The 15,461-nt window shown below is 64.7% G+C and carries 23 protein-coding genes and 2 pseudogenes; 15 read left to right on the plus strand and 10 right to left on the minus strand.

The features are described 5' to 3' along the window. Nucleotides 1–273 (plus strand): PaaI family thioesterase (locus A5906_RS45445; RefSeq protein WP_245327021.1); only part of this gene is annotated, 273 nt, incomplete at its 5' end. A 124-nt stretch (nt 274–397) separates the two neighbouring features. On the opposite strand, the gene A5906_RS31895 is transcribed toward A5906_RS45445, so the two are convergent. Beyond that, complete coding sequence (locus tag A5906_RS31895) at nt 398–691, minus strand: HdeA family protein (RefSeq protein WP_080139154.1); 294 nt, start codon at nt 689–691, stop codon at nt 398–400. Between the two features lie 177 nt (nt 692–868). On the opposite strand from A5906_RS31895, the gene A5906_RS31900 reads away from it, so the two are divergent. Continuing rightward, nucleotides 869–1,117, plus strand: a complete 249-nt coding sequence (locus A5906_RS31900) for a PilZ domain-containing protein (protein WP_245327022.1) — start codon at nt 869–871, stop codon at nt 1,115–1,117. 264 nt (nt 1,118–1,381) lie between these two features. Here A5906_RS31900 and A5906_RS31905 read toward each other — a convergent pair whose 3' ends face one another. After that, nucleotides 1,382–1,609, minus strand: coding sequence for a hypothetical protein (locus A5906_RS31905; protein ID WP_080139124.1), 228 nt, complete (start codon nt 1,607–1,609; stop codon nt 1,382–1,384). A 152-nt stretch (nt 1,610–1,761) separates the two neighbouring features. Here A5906_RS31905 and A5906_RS31910 point away from each other — a divergent pair, with 152 nt between their 5' ends. The 4 genes from A5906_RS31910 to A5906_RS31925 all read left to right on the plus strand — a co-directional run bounded on the left by A5906_RS31910 (nt 1,762) and on the right by A5906_RS31925 (nt 3,871). Next, on the plus strand, nt 1,762–2,166 hold the full coding sequence (locus tag A5906_RS31910) for a hypothetical protein (protein WP_080139125.1): 405 nt from the start codon (nt 1,762–1,764) through the stop codon (nt 2,164–2,166). A gap of 133 nt (nt 2,167–2,299) precedes the next feature. Further along, the gene (locus A5906_RS31915; RefSeq protein WP_080139157.1) at nt 2,300–2,881 is read left to right on the plus strand and encodes a bifunctional transcriptional activator/DNA repair enzyme AdaA; all 582 of its coding nucleotides are present in this window, start codon (nt 2,300–2,302) and stop codon (nt 2,879–2,881) included. Nucleotides 2,882–2,895: 14 nt separating this feature from the next. Beyond that, complete coding sequence (locus tag A5906_RS31920) at nt 2,896–3,366, plus strand: PaaI family thioesterase (RefSeq protein ID WP_080139156.1); 471 nt, start codon at nt 2,896–2,898, stop codon at nt 3,364–3,366. A 175-nt stretch (nt 3,367–3,541) separates the two neighbouring features. Next, nucleotides 3,542–3,871 (plus strand): hypothetical protein, encoded by a 330-nt coding sequence (locus A5906_RS31925; RefSeq protein WP_080139126.1) that lies wholly within the window; start codon nt 3,542–3,544, stop codon nt 3,869–3,871. 72 nt (nt 3,872–3,943) lie between these two features. Here the strand turns inward: A5906_RS31925 and A5906_RS31930 are convergent, their stop codons facing one another. From A5906_RS31930 to A5906_RS31940, 3 genes are read right to left on the minus strand one after another with little or no spacing between them, the layout of a single operon-like run. Continuing rightward, on the minus strand, nt 3,944–4,300 hold the full coding sequence (locus A5906_RS31930) for a carboxymuconolactone decarboxylase family protein (protein WP_080139127.1): 357 nt from the start codon (nt 4,298–4,300) through the stop codon (nt 3,944–3,946). A 22-nt stretch (nt 4,301–4,322) separates the two neighbouring features. Continuing rightward, nucleotides 4,323–4,790 (minus strand): YeeE/YedE family protein, encoded by a 468-nt coding sequence (locus A5906_RS31935; protein ID WP_080139158.1) that lies wholly within the window; start codon nt 4,788–4,790, stop codon nt 4,323–4,325. A gap of 5 nt (nt 4,791–4,795) precedes the next feature. Further along, complete coding sequence (locus A5906_RS31940; RefSeq protein WP_080139128.1) at nt 4,796–5,224, minus strand: YeeE/YedE family protein; 429 nt, start codon at nt 5,222–5,224, stop codon at nt 4,796–4,798. Between the two features lie 93 nt (nt 5,225–5,317). Between A5906_RS31940 and A5906_RS31945 the strand changes: the two genes are divergently transcribed. The 3 genes and pseudogenes from A5906_RS31945 (at nt 5,318) to A5906_RS31955 (ending at nt 8,433) form a co-directional block, all read left to right on the plus strand. Further along, nucleotides 5,318–5,638 (plus strand): ArsR/SmtB family transcription factor, encoded by a 321-nt coding sequence (locus tag A5906_RS31945; protein ID WP_080139129.1) that lies wholly within the window; start codon nt 5,318–5,320, stop codon nt 5,636–5,638. A gap of 31 nt (nt 5,639–5,669) precedes the next feature. After that, nucleotides 5,670–7,099, plus strand: a pseudogene (ccoG, locus tag A5906_RS31950) (cytochrome c oxidase accessory protein CcoG). 164 nt (nt 7,100–7,263) lie between these two features. Then, nucleotides 7,264–8,433, plus strand: coding sequence for a GNAT family N-acetyltransferase (locus A5906_RS31955; protein ID WP_080139130.1), 1,170 nt, complete (start codon nt 7,264–7,266; stop codon nt 8,431–8,433). A 4-nt stretch (nt 8,434–8,437) separates the two neighbouring features. On the opposite strand, the gene A5906_RS31960 is transcribed toward A5906_RS31955, so the two are convergent. From A5906_RS31960 to A5906_RS45450, 3 genes and pseudogenes are all read right to left on the minus strand, one after another. Continuing rightward, nucleotides 8,438–9,103: a DsbA family oxidoreductase gene (locus tag A5906_RS31960; RefSeq protein ID WP_080139131.1), complete on the minus strand. Its 666-nt coding sequence runs from the start codon at nt 9,101–9,103 to the stop codon at nt 8,438–8,440. A gap of 66 nt (nt 9,104–9,169) precedes the next feature. Then, nucleotides 9,170–9,743 (minus strand): MmyB family transcriptional regulator (locus A5906_RS31965; protein ID WP_245327023.1); only part of this gene is annotated, 574 nt, incomplete at its 5' end. Nucleotide 9,744: 1 nt separating this feature from the next. After that, nucleotides 9,745–9,995 (minus strand): annotated as a pseudogene (locus tag A5906_RS45450) (helix-turn-helix domain-containing protein); the annotation flags it as partial. A gap of 102 nt (nt 9,996–10,097) precedes the next feature. On the opposite strand from A5906_RS45450, the gene A5906_RS31970 reads away from it, so the two are divergent. Both A5906_RS31970 and A5906_RS31975 read left to right on the plus strand, forming a co-directional pair. Then, nucleotides 10,098–10,328, plus strand: a complete 231-nt coding sequence (locus A5906_RS31970; protein ID WP_080139159.1) for a hypothetical protein — start codon at nt 10,098–10,100, stop codon at nt 10,326–10,328. A 37-nt stretch (nt 10,329–10,365) separates the two neighbouring features. Further along, the gene (locus A5906_RS31975) at nt 10,366–10,764 is read left to right on the plus strand and encodes a hypothetical protein (protein ID WP_080139132.1); all 399 of its coding nucleotides are present in this window, start codon (nt 10,366–10,368) and stop codon (nt 10,762–10,764) included. A gap of 134 nt (nt 10,765–10,898) precedes the next feature. Here A5906_RS31975 and A5906_RS31980 read toward each other — a convergent pair whose 3' ends face one another. After that, a complete protein-coding gene (locus A5906_RS31980; protein WP_080139133.1) occupies nt 10,899–11,462 on the minus strand; it encodes an SET domain-containing protein in 564 nt (187 codons plus the stop codon). 153 nt (nt 11,463–11,615) lie between these two features. Between A5906_RS31980 and A5906_RS31985 the strand changes: the two genes are divergently transcribed. Further along, nucleotides 11,616–12,221 carry a hypothetical protein gene (locus A5906_RS31985; RefSeq protein ID WP_080139134.1) on the plus strand — a complete coding sequence of 202 codons (606 nt, stop codon included), beginning with the start codon at nt 11,616–11,618 and terminating at the stop codon, nt 12,219–12,221. A 20-nt stretch (nt 12,222–12,241) separates the two neighbouring features. Here the strand turns inward: A5906_RS31985 and A5906_RS31990 are convergent, their stop codons facing one another. Then, the gene (locus tag A5906_RS31990; RefSeq protein ID WP_080139135.1) at nt 12,242–12,970 is read right to left on the minus strand and encodes a TetR/AcrR family transcriptional regulator; all 729 of its coding nucleotides are present in this window, start codon (nt 12,968–12,970) and stop codon (nt 12,242–12,244) included. A gap of 106 nt (nt 12,971–13,076) precedes the next feature. Between A5906_RS31990 and A5906_RS31995 the strand changes: the two genes are divergently transcribed. From A5906_RS31995 to A5906_RS32005, 3 genes are all read left to right on the plus strand, one after another. Beyond that, complete coding sequence (locus A5906_RS31995) at nt 13,077–14,474, plus strand: carotenoid oxygenase family protein (RefSeq protein WP_080139136.1); 1,398 nt, start codon at nt 13,077–13,079, stop codon at nt 14,472–14,474. 62 nt (nt 14,475–14,536) lie between these two features. Further along, nucleotides 14,537–14,800 (plus strand): hypothetical protein, encoded by a 264-nt coding sequence (locus tag A5906_RS32000; protein WP_080139160.1) that lies wholly within the window; start codon nt 14,537–14,539, stop codon nt 14,798–14,800. Nucleotides 14,801–14,876: 76 nt separating this feature from the next. After that, complete coding sequence (locus A5906_RS32005) at nt 14,877–15,452, plus strand: hypothetical protein (RefSeq protein WP_080139137.1); 576 nt, start codon at nt 14,877–14,879, stop codon at nt 15,450–15,452. The last annotated feature ends 9 nt before the right edge of the window (nt 15,453–15,461 follow it).

Here is a 15,461-nt window from a genome sequence, read left to right on the forward strand (position 1 = left end):
GGCGGGGTGGTCTGCGGCCAGGCCCTGATGGCGTTCGCCGACACCGCGATGGTGATCGCGAACCTTGCCGCCAATCGTGGCTATCGTCCGATGACGACGGTCGACCAGACCACGCATTTCATGCGCGCGGTCTCGTCTTCGGACGTGCTTGCCGACGCCCGCGTGGTGCGGCTCGGCCGCACCATGAGCTTTGGCCGCGTCACGCTGCTCTCGGCCGCCGACAACAAGCAGGTGGCGATGGTATCGAGCGCGTTCGCGATGCTGCCGGGATAACATCATCCCAAAAAAAGAGAGCCGCGTGGGCATAAGACGCACCGCGGCTCTCCGTCACGATCGCATCGAAGCGAGATCCTGACGCGCGATTTCATCCGCGCTTCAGTCAACCCACTTTCGAGAATTACTTGCCGAGGATCTCGTCGGCCGCGGTGACGACGCTGACAGTCGGATTCTTTCCGCAATAGGCACCGAACTTCTTGGCGTTCTCGATGAACACTTCGGTGTCGATGATCGCGTTGTCTTCGTCGCCCTTGTACCAGCCGTCCATCCAGGTCAGCACGACCGCGATGTTGTCTTGGCCGCTTTCGAGGAATTGCTTGCAGGTCATGGTCGAGAGGTCCCACTTGACGGCGTGGGCAGGCATGGACGTCAGCGAGAGCGCTGCGGCGAACAGGATCGAAAGCGTGGTCTTCATCGGAATCTCCATCGGCGCGTAACGCCATAAAGGAAAGGCTTGTGAGGAAAGTCGGCGGGGAGTGACTCACGCTCCAACGTCGTAAACGAAGTCTGAAGCGCGATGCAAGTAGCGCCAGTATTGAGTTCATTTCAACGTAATTTCTATGCACTATTTCACAATCGTCAGTTTGGATTAATGCCGATGATCGAGAAGCGCACAACACAGCGTCACCGTGTTTTCAAGGGCGGAACGATCACCTTCGAAGACAGCGGCATCGCGTGCACGGTGCGAAACATGTCGGCAGGCGGCGCCGCAATCGACCTCGACAGCCCCGTCACATTGCCGCAATGGTTCACGCTCTCGATCGCATGTGACAATTTCGTGCGGAATTGCCGCCCCGTATGGCGCAGCGACAGACGCGTCGGCCTCGCTTTCGTGCAATAGCACGCGTGATGTGAACGACCGTTCGCATCGCATGCACAACACGATGATGATTGCTTGATATGATTGCAGCGCAGGGGCGCAAGCTTGCTGGCAACGCGCGCGATGATCGCGAGCATGACCGCCGACGACGAAAGGACATCTTCCGCCGGGACGATTGGTCGTGCGCGCTCTCAAGAGCAGCCCTTCGCCCGGTCGCGGGTCGAACGTAACGTTGCTGTCGCCGATCGACGTGCCGGCCTCAGAATGACCGTCGATGTCCGTCGCTCATTTCGGCTTCTTGGCAGGTTCGCTCGGGCGGGCCCCGCCCCACGGATCGTACTTTTCCTTGGGCTCGGGAATGCGCTCGAGCGCGGCCTTGTAGGCCTTCTCGTCGACCTTGGGCGTGTTGTCCGCCGGCTTGGCGCCGCCGTCACTGGGCTGGCGCCGCCCCTGTGCCTGGGCCGAACCGCACGCCAGCGCCAGCAGCGCAGCCGCTATCACCAAAATCCTCATCAGTGCAATCCCCCTCGCCTGGGGTACAAACTAGCCTGCAATCCCGTAATAGCAAATGCCGCAGCCTCCGCCCCTTCAGCAAATGTTGATCGGGGCGGACTTCGCCTGATCGCATTCGTGCCTATCTGTCTGCCCGCAGGGGACCTTCACGGATGTTGCGGATCATTGCCAATGCGACGCTGCTGGCCGGCGCGCTCGCGCTCGGTGCCTGCGGCTTTGCCGACAGCCGGGCGCCGGTGCCTGAGTTCATGCGCATGAAGGAAGCCGAGCAGTCTCCGCCGGAGCCGCCCCCGGACGTCAAGCGCGTCGTGCGCGAGCAGATCGACGTGGTGTTCCTCACCACGTCCTATCCACGGGAGGTGCATGTCGCCCCGCCCCATCACGAGGTGCGCGGACCGGGCTGGACCGCGTGCGTGCGCGCGCAGCTCACCTCCGCCACCGGCTCTCCACTCGGCTTCCAGACCTACGTCGTGACCATCACCGGCGGAAGGGTCGTCGATCGCCGCCGTGCGGAAGCCGACGACATCTGCGGGACCGAGACTTACGAGCCGATCTGACGGATCATCGACGACAGCGCCCGCTGCAGGGTTTGCAAATCCACACGATGGACGCGCCGCTGCTTCGGTCGTTTTCGGACACGGTCTTCGCATCGGACTCGCGTTGCGGAAGTGGGGCCGCTATAGCGACTTCATGCTCGACTTCGACGCACATTACGAAGCCCTTCGCCGCCGCGATGCAACGGCTGACGGCCTGGTCTTCGTCGCAGTCAAGACCACCGGCGTCTATTGTCGTCCGGTCTGTCCGGCGCGGACTCCGCTCGCCCGCAACGTCGTCTTCTATCGCAGTGCGGCTGCGGCCGAACATGCCGGTTTTCGCCCCTGCCTGCGATGCCGCCCCGAAACGGCTCCGTTCTGTCCCGCATGGAAGGGCACCCGGACGACCGTCGAACGCGCGCTGTCTCTCATCGAGGACGGCGAGCTCGATCGGGGCAGCGTGGAAAGTCTGGCCGAACGATTGGGTGTCGGCCCGCGTCACCTGGCGCGCTTGTTCGCCCGTCATCTCGATGCATCGCCGCTGCAAGTGGCGCAGTCGCGACGCGTGCAACGCGCCAAGCGTCTGCTCGATGCAGGCGATCTTCCGATCGCCGCGGTGGCAGAGCGATCCGGCTTCTCGAGCGCGCGGCGGATGAGCACCGCGTTCACACGGCTTTACGGTCGACCACCGTCGGCCTTCCGGAGGAAAGCGGCCGTGCTGCCGATTGGGACACGTTGAGCAAGGAGAGCAGCATGACGACCAGGGCTTATGGGACGGTCAGCCCCGAACGGCAGAAGCAGATGAGCGGGCTCGAATTTGTCCAGGGCCTTGCGGACGGGACGCTGCCTCTCAACACCATTGCAAAGACGCTCGGTTATGACGTGGTGGAGGCAGAGAGCGGCCGCGTCGTCATCGCGCTGACGCCAACCGATGCACATCTCAACCCGGCTGGAACGGTGCATGGCGGACTGACCGCCACGCTGCTCGACAGCAGCATGGGATTGGCCATCCAGTCGATGCTCGACAAGGGGACCAGCCAGACGACGCTCGAATTCAAGATTTCCCTGCTGCGGCCCATCACACCGGACACTGGCCCGATCATCGTAGAAGGCAAGGTCCTGAACTGCGGCCGCCGCGTTGGGACAGCGGACGGACGCGTGACGGACGCCAAGGGCCGGCTGCTCGCCCACGGCTCGACGACGTGCCTGATCTTTCCGACCTGACGTCGGAGCATTCGGCAACCGCCCCGAAGCAGTCAACATTGCGGCTCCGTCGCGATGGGCCCCAAGCGGGGAACATTGCGGCACAAGCCAGTTCCGGGAAAAACCTGTAAATCAGCCGGAACGATCCCTGCCTCCCATTCTTGTTACCGCCAAGGGCAGTATCGAGGAGGACAGGATGAGGACGTTTACGATTGCACTGCTGGCCGGTGTCGGGGCCCTCGCCGCGGCGAGCGGCGCGAAGGCTGCCGACATCTACACGACCGGCGAATACGCCAGCCCCGATCTCATTCAGCAGGTCCGGCTTGTGTGCGACGACGCCGGCAATTGCTATCGCACCCGCGGCGGCGCACGCGTGGTCGTGCGCGACTCCTATGCCAGGATGCCGCGCGACCGCTATTATGAGCACCGCACCTATCGCGACTGGGACGACGGTCCGCGTGCCGGCGTCGGCATCCGTACGCCCGGCGTCAGCGTCGGTGTGGGCGTCGGCGACGACCGCTGGTAGCCGATGAAGCCATGATGGACGGGACCGGACGAGCATGCTCGTCCGGTCTCGTTTCCATGTGACCAAGCACCGTCAGGCGTCGACCGGTTGCTGCTGGAACTGCTCGTAGGCCGCGATTGCATCGGCGGCGTACATCAGCGACGGTCCGCCGCCCATATAGACGGCCATACCGAGCGTCTCCTCGACCTCATCGCGCGTCGCACCGAGCTTGACGAGCGCCGCGGTGTGAAAGCCGATGCAGCCGTCGCAATGCGCCGCAACGCCGAGCGCCAGCGCGATCAACTCCTTGGTCTTCTTGTTCAGCGCGCCGTCGCGCGTCGCCGCCTGGGCCAACGCTGCAAATCCCTTCATGGTGTCGGGAATGTCGCTCCGCAGCTTTTTCATGTTGGCGGAGATTTGCCTGGTGATCTCAGGATAGTTCTTGTCCATGACTCAACTCTCTACGGTGACTTCAAGTTTCGAGCGGATCGGCCGGCGTGACCAAGCGCGTCAATGACGGCAGGTGAGCGACGAAGCGGGCGAGCACCATGCCGGCGCACATCGCTGCAACGAAGATGACGGCGGAGACCGAGCCGAATCCGAGCGCAGTCAGCGCCGGCCCCGGACAGAAGCCTGCCAATCCCCAGCCGATACCGAAGATCGCGGGACCTGCGACAATCCTGGGATCGATGTCTCGCCGTGTCGGCAGATAGAATCGATCGGCGAAGAACGGACGCGCGAGCTTCAGGACCCGGCTGAAGCCGATGAAGGTCACGGCCACCGCGCCCCCCATCACGAAGGCGAGGCTCGCATCCCATGTCCCCGCCGGAATACCGCCGACGTCCAGGAAGTTCAGCACCTTGGCCGGGTTCGCCATGCCGGAGACGATGAGGCCGATGCCGAAGATCAGGCCGATCACGAATTGAACCAGGATTGCCATCGCCATCAACTCCAGTGCCGCATCACGAAGACGGTCGCCATGCCGGCCGCCATGAAGGTCACGGTCGCGACCAGCGAGCGCACCGACAGCCGCGACAGGCCGCAGACGCCGTGGCCGGAGGTGCAGCCACTGCCCCACACCGAACCGAAACCCGTGAGCAATCCGCCGACGATCAGGACGGCCGGCCCTGCCGCGATCGTCTGCACTGGCAGGCTTCCAGTGACGAGCCGCACCAGCACGGGCGCGGCAACGAGACCGGCGACGAAGGCGAGGCGCCCGGCGAATTCGCGGTCCTCATAGGGCGGAAACAGCCGCGCCGCGATGCCGCTGACGCCGGCAATCCGCCCCGTCGCCCACATCAGCAGCACGGCGGCGAGGCCGATCATCGCGCCGCCAACGAGGGACGCGATCGGCGTAAATGATGTCGAGACCATGAGCCTCTCCCGAGCGAGAGTGCCCTGCGGGGCACCGAATAGCGTTATTTTAGTTATTTCTTATTTTCGAATGTTCTAATATATATGGCGGGTATGAAACGCAAGCCCCGCAATCAGGAGCTGCTCGCTCTGGAGGAGAAGGCCGAAGAGGCCTCCCGCCTCCTCACCGCCATGGGCAATCCCAAGCGCCTCCTGGTTCTCTGCAACATGCTGGACGGCGAAAAGTCCGTCGGCGAACTCGCAGACATCGCCGGCCTGTCGTCGGCCGCACTATCCCAACACCTCGGAAAGATGCGCGCGTTGAGCCTGATCAAACCCAGGCGGGACGGCCAGACCATATACTACAGCATCGCGAGCCAGGAGGTTCGTTCGGTGCTGGAGACCTTGTACCGCCTCTTCTGCGCGCCGGAATAGGAATTCGCTGACGCAAGCGGGGACGCACGGGATGAGCGACGAGACCTACATCGAGGGGCCTCTCTACGAAAAGCGCAGGAAGGTCTATCCCCAATCCGTCGGCGGCCCGTTCCGCCGCATCAAATGGGCAATCCTCTGCATCACGCTCGGAACCTACTATCTCCTGCCGTTTGGAACCGCGGGCCGGGCCTGCCGGACCAGGCCGCGCTGATCGACCTTCCGCATCGGCGCTTCTACTTCTTCTTCATCGAGTTGTGGCCGCAGGAGGTCTACTATTTCACCGGCCTCTTGATCATCGCGGCCATGACGCTGTTCCTGATGAATGCGGTCGCCGGCCGGCTGTGGTGCGGCTACATGTGCCCGCAGACGGTGTGGACCGACTTGTTCTACGCGGTGGAGCGCTGGGTCGAGGGCGACCGGCGCGAGCGCATGCAGGGCGACAAGCGCTACTGGACCTTCGATCACATCCGCAAGGTCACGCTGAAGCACTTTCTCTGGATCATGATCGCCTGGTGGACCGGCGGCGCCTGGGTGCTCTACTTTTCCGACGCGCCGACGCTGGTGAAGGAGCTCGCCACCTTCCAGGCCCCGTTCATCGCCTATCTCTGGATCGGCATCCTCACCGCCACGACCTATGTCTTTGCCGGTCACGCCCGCGAGCAGATGTGCATCTACATGTGTCCGTGGCCGCGCATCCAGGCGGCGCTGACCGACGAATGGGCGCTCAACGTCACATATCGCCGCGACCGCGGCGAGCCGCGCATGTCGGTGAAGAAGGCGGATGCGGCCCGTGCCCACGGTGATCCCGCCGGCGACTGCGTCGACTGCCACCAGTGCATCAATGTCTGCCCGACCGGCGTCGACATCCGCAACGGCATCCAGCTCGGCTGCATTCAGTGCGGCCTATGCATCGATGCCTGCAACAACGTCATGCAGGAGATCGGTCGCCCGCAAGGCCTGATCGGCTATGATACCGACATCAACATTCAGCGCCGGCGCGAGGGCAAGGCACCGGTCTATCGCATCATTCGTCCGCGCGCGCTGATCTATGCCGCGGCCATCGCCATCGTCGGAAGCATCATGCTCTATGCCCTCGCTACCCGTACGACGATGGACGTGAACGTGCTGCATGAGCGCAATCCGCTGTTCGTTCAGCTCTCGGACGGCGGGGTGCGCAACGACTACACCGTGCGCATCCTCAACAAGGGCGTAAGGCGATCGTTTGCGCTGGAGGTCTCGGGATTGCCCGGTGCGACCATTCGCGTCGCCGGTATCGAGGCCGGCCCAGACGGCAAGCCCGTGATCGAGGTCGGACAGGATCAGACCCGCGAGGTCAGGCTGTCGGTGCAGGTCGGCCCGACCGACCTGCTGAAGACCTCCCGCGATGTCGAGATCACCATCACCGATACGGCCAGCGGCGGTCGCGCCAGCACCCGCGATCACTTCGTGCCGGGCGACTAGCCATCATTCCAGGGAACAGCCGGAGGCGGCCGCGACCGGATGCTGAATGAAGTGTTAACACTACCGCTCGAATTGCAGCGGCCTCTCAACGGTATTTTCCAATCTTTGCGCTAAGCATGACGCGTAACACGGGCTCAAGCCCGCGTGAACGGGGACGACGGGACGTGGTCGACATCGCGCATCAGGCTGCGATCAACCCGGCATCGGTAAGCGATGCCGCGACGACACGCGCGTGCGTCCCGCTTGCGACGATCGATCCCGGCCAATGGCGCGCGCTGGCGCAGCGCGCGATCGAGCGAAACGGGTATTACCTGCCCGGCTGGGAGCTGGCCGTCAGTGCCACCGCGCGCGGCCGCGCGGGCGCCTCGGCGCTGCCCGCATTCGACAGCTCTTCGGCACGGCTGATCGGGCTGATGCCGGTGACCTCACTGTGGCACGCCCAAAAGATTCCCCTGCCCGCGCTGGTGAGCGCGCATCCCTATGGCACGCTGTGCAGCCCGCTGATCGACCGCGATGCTCCGCTCGAGGCGGCCAGCCGCCTGTTGCAGCAGGCACGCGAGGCCGGCGCCCATGCGCTCGTGCTGAACGACGTCGCGGTCGACGGCGCGGCGATGAATGCACTCAGGCAGGTCCTGAACCGCGACGGCCTGAAGCCGCGCGTGCTCTCCTCCTACATCCGCGCCAGCCTCGACGCGACACAGGATGGCGAAATTCTGTTGCGCGACGCGCTCGGCACCAAAAAGCTCAAGGAGCTGCGCCGCCAACGCCATCGCCTGGAAGAGCACGGCCCCGTCGTGTTCGAGGTTGCGCGAAGCCCCGACGAGATCAGGCCGGCGCTTGAAACATTCCTGCAGCTCGAGGCCAGCGGCTGGAAGGGCAAGCGCGGCACCGCGCTGATCCAGCATGCGGGCGATACGACCTTCATCCGCCGCGCCGTACCGGCCCTGGCGGAGACCGCACAGTGCGAGATCGCGACGCTTCGCGCCGGCACGATTCCGGTCGCCGCCGGCATCGTGCTGCGGCACCAGGACCGCGCCTTCTTCTTCAAGCTCGGCATCGACGAGGGCTTCGCGAAATATTCGCCGGGCGTGCAGCTCACGCTCGACCTCACCCGCCACCTCTGCGCCGATCCCGCCATCGCCAGCGCGGATTCCACGGCGAGCGCCGATCACCCCATGATCAACCCGATCTGGCGCGGACGTTTTGCGATCGGCGACGTCCTGATCCCGCTGCGGCGGCACGATCCGGTGGTGGCGCTGGTTCACGCAGCACTGATCGGCCTGAACGTCGCGCACGATGCTGCGCGACGCGTGGTCCGTCTGCTTCGAAAATGAGAAGCTACTCCGCCGCCTGCGCGTTGATCTCCTCAGAGACCTGGCGGATGGCGCGGGCGAGCAGGTTCGGATCCTGTGCGCCGGAGACGGCGTATTTGTGCGCGAACACGTAGGTCGGCACACCGGAAATGCCCTTCTCGGCCGCCTCCTGCGCGTCCGCCGAAACGCGTGCGACGTCCTCGTCGGTGGCAAGGCGCTCGCGCACATCGTCGGCATCGAGGCCGACATCGGCGGCCGCCTGCACCAGCACGTTCACATCGGTGAGATCGCCGCCGTCGCGGAAATAGAGCTCCATCAGGCGCTGCTTCATCTCGGGCGCCTTGCCGATCGCCTCGGCCCAGAGGATGAGGCGATGGCAGTCGGTCGTGTTGGGCTGGCGCGCGACCAGCTCAGGCTTGTAGACAAGCCCCTCCTCGCTCGCGGCCGCGACGACGCGTCCGGCAATGCCCTTGTAGGCCTCGACCGAGCCGAACTTCTGGGTGAGATAGGCCTCGCGACTGATGCCCTCGCGCGGCACCCAGGGATTGAGGAAGAAGGGACGGAAATTGAGCTTGACGGGAACGTCGGGCACCAGCGCCAGCGCGCTCTCGATCCGGTGCTTGCCGATATAGCACCAGGGACACACTACGTCGGAGACGACGTCGATCTGGAGCGGTTTGAGGGTGCTCATGTCAGGCGCCTCCTTGGCGATAAAGGTTGGCCAAAGATAAGCCGAACCCGCCCCGAGGCAAGGGCGCTACGTCATAGCTGCCGCGATCTGCTTCAGCCGATCCGCGGTACGCTCGTCCGCCGGAAAGAACGTCTCCAGCGCCAGCTCCGACAGTGTGATGTCAACGGGCGTGCCGAACACCATGGTGGTGGAGAAGAAACTTAGTATCTCTCCGCCATACCGCAGCTTGAAGGGAATGGCGACATTGTCGCTCGACAGCGGAGCCGAACGCGCCGGGATGGGATAGCTCTTCAGGTCGTTGTAGAGCTTGATCAGTTCCGGATCGGCCGTCGCCTCGCATTGCCGGTGCAGCCGCTCCAGCAGATGCCCACACCATTCCGCGAGATTGACCGTGCGCGGCGCCAGCGCCTCCGGATGGAACGCGAGCCTGAGCACGTTGAAGGGCTGGCCGAGCAGACGCTGCGGGATGCCCTCGAGCAGCGGCGCCACCATGCGGTTGGCCGAGACCAGGTTCCAGTGCCTGTCCACCGCAAGCGCGGGATTGGGCTCATGCGCTTTGAGAACGAGGTCGATCGCCTGGCGGGCTGATTTCAAGGCGGGATCCTCCAGCGGGCGCTGTGGAAAGGCCGGCGCGTAACCCNCCCGCCGCGACCAGCAGCACGTTGCGTTCGCGCAGGGGCACGTCGAGACGCTCGGCGAGCCTCAGCACCATGTCGCGCGAGGGCGCGGCGCGGCCGGTCTCGACGAAGCTCAGATGCCGCGCCGAGATTTCGGCCTCGCCGGCGAGATCGAGCTGGCTCATGCGGCGGCGCTGCCGCCATTCGCGCAAATGATCGCCGATATGGACCGGCTGGCTGCGTTCGGCCTGTGCCGCGGATGCATGTGCGTTCATGACCAGAAACCTAGCATGCGGCTTTTGGCCCTTCCATTACTTGCGAGGTAATCGAATTGGGGCGCAGCCGTCGTGCATCCTTGGTCGCAACAGGAGGTGACCATGATCGCGCTGCTGCTCTACCGGACCGTCGCAGACCAATTTGTGCCCTGGGCCATGACGCTCGCAACCCGGATGCTGGCGCGCGGCCTCAACATGCCCGAGCCGCTCGTGCATTCGACCGGCGACTATGTGCTCGCGCAGGTCATCGCCTTCGAGCACGGCGTCGGCAGGAGCCTCTGCCCGTTCCGCCTCGCCCGCCTGCTCCGCGCCTGGTGGCGCGGACCGTACTGAGCTTTTCCCCGAGCCTACCCCAACCAAGGAGACCACGATGATCGATGCATCCAGCTTCCTGCGCCGCGCGCTGCTCGCCGACGCTATCTTCAGCGGCCTTGCCGCTCTCGGCTTCACCTTCGGCGCGAGCGCGTTCGCAGCGCTGTTCAACCTGCCCGAAGCGCTGCTGCGCGAGACCGGCCTGTTCCTGATCGCCTACACCGCCCTGGTCGGCTGGCTCGCCTCGCGCACCACGGTCGCGAAGCCGCTCATCCTGCTGGTCGTGACCGGCAACGCAGCCTGGACGGTCGGCAGCATAGCGCTGCTGCTGTCGGGCGCAGTGTCGCCGAACCTTGCCGGCGAGCTCATGGTCGTCGCACAGGCGATCGCCACCGGCGTGTTCGCCGAGCTGCAATTTATGGGATTGCGTAAGAGTGCGGGTGTGGCGACGGCGTGACCTGCCGATCGCCGTCATTCCGGGCTGGTGCGACAGCACCAGACCCGGAATCTCGTGATTCTCAGATGCACAACGGCGCACCATAGTTCGATGCTGCGCTTCGCGCCGGAATGACTGCTTCTTGAATTCCCGGGCTACGCCCGCGCGCCGCCGTTCGGCTTGCCGACGGCGTGACCGTTCAGCTTCTTCTTTTTGGAGGCCTTGGGGCCTGCCTTCTTGGCGACCTTGCGCTCTGTCCGTGCCTTCACCTTGGCGCGTTCGGCCCGCGCCTCGGCACGCAGCTTCTTGCGCTTGGCTTCGCAGGAGACGCACTTGCAGCCGATCGGCTTCAGATAGGCTTTGAAATAGTCGGTGCCGTAATCGTAGTTGATCTCGTCGCCGGGCTCGATGTTCTTGATGGCGCGGATGAAGACCTTGCGCTCGCGCGGGCGGACGTCCGACTCCGCATTGGGCCGGCAGGAATGGTTGATGTAGCGCGCGAGATTCTTCCGCACCGAGCCGTCGATGGTCCAGCGGCCGTTGAGCTCGAACAGATATTTGTTCTCGATCTCGTCCTGCTCAGGGATGCGTGAATCCAGGATCGGCCCGAAATAACGGATGATCCGGGTTCCCTTCTTGATCGGTTTGGTGGCGAAAAGGCCGAGCCCGGTCTTGGAGCGGCCGACGCGATAGGGTTTGTTCGACGATGTGGCTGGCATGATCAGGAGAACGAGGACGCGTACGAGGCCGGATGAGCTTCAAGCGAAGCCGCTCTTCTAGAACGATTCCGCGCCGCTGTCAGGCCTGTTTGAACCTTGCCCACAATCAAGACGTCTGATGGTACGGAGTTCCCCCTGCATCAAGGCCTCGTCATGATCCGCATCACCTCCGCGTGCCTTGCCCTGTCGCTGATGAGCGCCGTCCTCGATGGTGCGAACGCCCAATCCGTAGGCAGCTCCTATAGCTCGACGGCGCCGAAGAACTGCCGCCAGGTCGGCAAACCGAGCGATCTCGACGGCAGCACGACACGCGTCTGTCCGGGCAAGAACGGGCTCGTGGTGCTGATCGATGAGGACGATCTTCGCGAGATCGTCTCGGTCGGGCGCAATCGCAAGGAAGCGGCCGGGGAACCTGCGGCAAAGGTCTGGTTCGCGCCGTTCAATTCATCGGAGACCACCGTCGAGTGGCGCGCGGCGGGCCCAAAGCCGTTCGCAATCATCCAGCGCTGGCACATCGCCGACAGCGCCGACCCCGACGAGCAGGGACGGCCGAACACCAAGGCCATGCTGGTCGTGACCCGGTTGCCGCCGGGCCCGGTCTGCCATGTCGCCTATGTCGATGCTATCGCCAACCCGAACGCCAACGAGCTCGCGCGCAAGGCTGCGGACGATTTCGCTCGCGGCTTCGCTTGCGGCAAGGATGAGGTGAAAATCATCGGCACAGGCGGCCGCGCCGTCGAGCTTGCCACGATGCGCTAGGCCTCGCCGGCCGATGACCGCTACACGGGAAGTTTCGTGGCGATGGGGGCAGTCAGCATTGCCTCGAGCAGCCGCTCAGCCGTCGTCCCCTCGGGCAGCCGCTCGAGGATGTCCTTCAGCCGGCCGTCGAGCAGCAGCGTCGTGAAGCCGTGCACCATCGCCCAGGCGCGCGCGATCGCGGCGCCCTGCTCCAGCGTTAGCGCGTCACCGCTAATCTGCTCTTGCCGCATCATGCCGATGGCGTTGGCAAGTCCTGCGAAGGACGCCTCCGCCGCCTCGTGCAGCGACGGCCTGGAATAGTCCAGCCGCTCGGTGCGGAACATGATGCCGTACATGCCCGGATGGGCCTGCGCATAGGCGACATAGGCCTTCGGCCGTGCCAGCGCGCGCTCAAGGGGCGTGGTGGCGGCATTGCAGGACGACGCCATCGCTGCGTTGAACTGGCGGAAGCCGACGGCCGCGAGCTCGCTGAGGAGTCCAGTGAGATCGCCGAAATGATGCGTCGGCGCGGCATGCGAGACGCCCGCCTCGCGCGCCACCGCCCGCAAGGTCAGGCCGGCGAGCCCGTCGCGCTCGAGCACACGTTCGGCGGCCTGAAGCAGCGCTTCGCGGAGAGCGCCATGATGATACGGCGTCTCGGTCTTCGCGCTCGTCGCGCGGCGCGAGGCGCGCGATGCCGCGGTCGGCGTCGTTCTTCTGGGGGCACGCGAGCCTCGCGTCGATTCGCCCTTGGTGTCGGTCTTGGCCATTTGCAAGCTATATGACGCAATATTGACAGTGTAAAGATTTCGCTTGACGGAAGGCGCGAAGGGTCTTACCAAATCTTTACGATGTAAAGATAGGGGAGGACCCGCTGTGCATCAGGCCGCCGTCGCCGAGCGCCGCAACAATATAGCGCCGATCCCATTCGAGGCCGACGCGCCCTTCCTCAAGATCGTCGGCGAATTGCCGCGCGAGCTGAACGGCACGCTCTATCGCAACGGCCCCAATCCGCAATTCGATTCTCCCGGTGCGCACTGGTTCGTCGGCGACGGCATGCTGCACGCCTTTCACCTCAAGAACGGCCGCGCCAGCTACCGCAACCGCTGGATCCGCACGCCGAAATGGCTGGCCGAGCACGATGCCGGCCGCGCGCTGTTCGGCGGCTTCGGTCGCAAGCTGCCGGATGCCTCAGTGAACCTGACCGACGGCGGCGTCGCTAACACCAACATCATCTTCCATGCGGGCAAGCTGCTGGCGCTGGAAGAAGCGCATCTGCCGACCGAGATCGAGCCGGGCTCGCTCGCCACGCGCGGCTATCACAACTACCACGGCCGCGTTGCCGGCAGTTTCACCGCGCATCCGAAGATCGATCCGGTCACCGGCGAGCTGGTGTTCTTCGGCTACAACGCCGCGGGGCCGCTGACACCCGCCCTCTCCTACGGATCGATCGATGCCTCCGGCAAGACGACGCGCTTCGAGCGCTTCGAGGCGCCCTATGCCAGCATGGTGCACGACTTCATCGTCACCGCGAACCACGTGCTGTTTCCGATCCTGCCCATCACCGGCAGCATGGAGCGCGCGATGAGCGGACGGCCGCCCTATGCCTGGGAGCCGGACAAGGGCGCCTATGTCGGCGTGATGACGCGCAGCGGCACGGCAAAGGACATCGTCTGGTTTCGCGGCGAGGCCTGCTACGTCTTCCACGTCATGAATGCATGGGAGGACGGAGACCGCATCGTCGCCGACGTCATGCAGTTCGAGGAAGCGCCGCTGTTTCCACATCCCGACGGCCGGCCGACGGATCCGGAGAAGTCGCGCGCCCGCCATTGCCGCTGGACGTTCGATCTCTCAGGGAATACCGACCGCTTCCAGCAAACCTATCTCGACGACCTCACCGGCGAATTCCCGCGCATCGACGATCGCCACGCCGGGCTGAAGAGCCGCCACGGCTGGTACGCCTGCGCCAATCCCAAACTGCCGATGTTCGGCGCGCTGTCCGGCCTCGTCCATGTCGACGGCAACGGCAGACGGCTCGGTCACTATCTGCTGCCGGCCGGCGACACGATCTCCGAGCCGGTCTTCGTCGAGCGGTCGAAGGATGCAGCGGAGGGCGACGGCTGGCTGCTCGCGGTGGTCTGGCGCGCGCGGGAGAACCGTAGCGACCTCGCCGTGTTCAATGCCACCGACATCGAGGCCGGGCCCGCCGCGCTCGTGCAGCTCGGACATCGCGTACCCGACGGCTTTCACGGCAATTGGGTGGGGGCGGTGTAGCGCACGTCATTCCGGGGCGCGCCACTTGGCGCGAGCCCCGGAACGACCGGGAGGAGTTTTCCATGCACATGCCCTCGATCACTGCGGGGTGCCTCGTCATCCTCGCCTTGGCCTGCGCCGCGCTCGCATTCCAGATGATCCGGCTGCAGCAGAGCCGCCATACCGTCTTCAATGGCGGCATCCTGCTCAGCCTCGGTCTGTTGATCGCTGCCGCGCTGCCGCTTCTCGCGCGCCTGCCATGGGCGGAATTGATCGAGGAGGCCGCGGACCAAGTCGTTGCTGGGCTACATCTTTTGGAAGTCGCCTACGTCATTTTGACGTTGTAAACATTAGGCTTGACCCCTGGCGATCCCTGAAGTAGGAATCTTTCCATTGTAAAGATCGGCTCGACCGAGGCGGCCCATGGCGATTTTCCTCATCCTTGCGCCCTACGGGGCCTACAGCTGCCTGATGCTCGTGACATCGGCCTTGGTCAGCGTGTTCGCGGCCGCGGCGATCTGCCTTGCCACCGTCGCGATCGATGTCGCGCGCGGCCGCTCGGTGAAGGTCCTGGCCGCGGGCTCCGCGATCGTGTTCGCCGCAATCGGCCTTTACCTTGCGCTGATCGACCCCGCCCTCGGCCCGCTCGGCGTCAAGCTGTCGGTCGATCTCGGCATCTTCGTCATCTCGCTCGGCTCGATGCTGCTCCGCCGCCCTTTCACGCTGCAATATGCGCTCGAAACCGTCCCGGCCGAGACCGCGGCGATGCCCGGCTTTCTCACGGCCAATTACGTCATCACCGGCGCGTGGACTGCGGCTGCGCTGTTGATGGCTGCCGCCAATCTCGTGCTGCTCTACGTCCCCGGCCTGCCGCTCTGGTCGAGCCTGGCGGTCGCCTTCGCTGCCCGCAACAGCGCGATCTACTTCACAAAATGGTATCCCGAGTATCGCCAGATCAAGTACGGTACGGCCGCCCGCGCGCTTCCCGGCGCCCGCTGAACAGGATTG

The organism is Bradyrhizobium sacchari (assembly GCF_002068095.1).
In the GTDB taxonomy this organism is placed as follows: Bacteria; Pseudomonadota; Alphaproteobacteria; order Rhizobiales; family Xanthobacteraceae; genus Bradyrhizobium; species Bradyrhizobium sacchari.

Excerpts from the sequence above, each read along its gene's own strand:
- A5906_RS31925 (WP_080139126.1), top strand. The coding sequence starts at position 3,542 with ATGAGGACGTTTACGATTGCACTGCTGGCCGGTGTCGGGGCCCTCGCC.
- A5906_RS31920 (WP_080139156.1), top strand. The coding sequence starts at position 2,896 with ATGACGACCAGGGCTTATGGGACGGTCAGCCCCGAACGGCAGAAGCAG.
- A5906_RS31970 (WP_080139159.1), top strand. The coding sequence starts at position 10,098 with ATGATCGCGCTGCTGCTCTACCGGACCGTCGCAGACCAATTTGTGCCC.
- A5906_RS31935 (WP_080139158.1), bottom strand. The coding sequence starts at position 4,790 with ATGGCAATCCTGGTTCAATTCGTGATCGGCCTGATCTTCGGCATCGGC.
- A5906_RS31895 (WP_080139154.1), bottom strand. The coding sequence starts at position 691 with ATGAAGACCACGCTTTCGATCCTGTTCGCCGCAGCGCTCTCGCTGACG.
- A5906_RS31980 (WP_080139133.1), bottom strand. The coding sequence starts at position 11,462 with ATGCCAGCCACATCGTCGAACAAACCCTATCGCGTCGGCCGCTCCAAG.
- A5906_RS31905 (WP_080139124.1), bottom strand. The coding sequence starts at position 1,609 with ATGAGGATTTTGGTGATAGCGGCTGCGCTGCTGGCGCTGGCGTGCGGT.
- A5906_RS31985 (WP_080139134.1), top strand. The coding sequence starts at position 11,616 with ATGATCCGCATCACCTCCGCGTGCCTTGCCCTGTCGCTGATGAGCGCC.
- A5906_RS32005 (WP_080139137.1), top strand. The coding sequence starts at position 14,877 with ATGGCGATTTTCCTCATCCTTGCGCCCTACGGGGCCTACAGCTGCCTG.
- A5906_RS31960 (WP_080139131.1), bottom strand. The coding sequence starts at position 9,103 with ATGAGCACCCTCAAACCGCTCCAGATCGACGTCGTCTCCGACGTAGTG.
- A5906_RS31910 (WP_080139125.1), top strand. The coding sequence starts at position 1,762 with ATGTTGCGGATCATTGCCAATGCGACGCTGCTGGCCGGCGCGCTCGCG.
- A5906_RS32000 (WP_080139160.1), top strand. The coding sequence starts at position 14,537 with ATGCACATGCCCTCGATCACTGCGGGGTGCCTCGTCATCCTCGCCTTG.
- A5906_RS31975 (WP_080139132.1), top strand. The coding sequence starts at position 10,366 with ATGATCGATGCATCCAGCTTCCTGCGCCGCGCGCTGCTCGCCGACGCT.
- A5906_RS31990 (WP_080139135.1), bottom strand. The coding sequence starts at position 12,970 with ATGGCCAAGACCGACACCAAGGGCGAATCGACGCGAGGCTCGCGTGCC.
- A5906_RS31940 (WP_080139128.1), bottom strand. The coding sequence starts at position 5,224 with ATGGTCTCGACATCATTTACGCCGATCGCGTCCCTCGTTGGCGGCGCG.
- A5906_RS31930 (WP_080139127.1), bottom strand. The coding sequence starts at position 4,300 with ATGGACAAGAACTATCCTGAGATCACCAGGCAAATCTCCGCCAACATG.
- A5906_RS31900 (WP_245327022.1), top strand. The coding sequence starts at position 869 with ATGCCGATGATCGAGAAGCGCACAACACAGCGTCACCGTGTTTTCAAG.
- A5906_RS31915 (WP_080139157.1), top strand. The coding sequence starts at position 2,300 with ATGCTCGACTTCGACGCACATTACGAAGCCCTTCGCCGCCGCGATGCA.
- A5906_RS31945 (WP_080139129.1), top strand. The coding sequence starts at position 5,318 with ATGAAACGCAAGCCCCGCAATCAGGAGCTGCTCGCTCTGGAGGAGAAG.